The 211-nt window shown below is 61.6% G+C and carries 1 protein-coding gene; it reads left to right on the forward strand.

Annotated features, from left to right (window positions below):
* Positions 1-211 (forward strand): aminomethyltransferase family protein (locus tag EOC06_RS39830; protein WP_164899140.1); only part of this gene is annotated, 211 nt, incomplete at both ends.

The following is a 211-nucleotide window of genomic DNA, read 5'->3' on the forward strand; positions in this document are numbered from 1 at the left end:
GTGCAGGCCCGTGTAGCGCGGCTGTCTATATCAGGCGAGCTCGGCTTCGAAATCAGTTGCCCCGTGACCATGCATGCCACTCTGCGCGAAACGCTGCTGGCGGCGGGCGAGGATCTCGGCCTTGCCGAAATCGGCTATTACGCGCTCAATGCACTGCGGCTGGAGAAGAGCTTTGGCATCTGGTCGCGCGAATTCACGCAAGGCTACACGC

Source organism: Mesorhizobium sp. M7A.F.Ca.MR.362.00.0.0 (assembly GCF_004023175.1).
GTDB lineage: Bacteria > Pseudomonadota > Alphaproteobacteria > Rhizobiales > Rhizobiaceae > Mesorhizobium.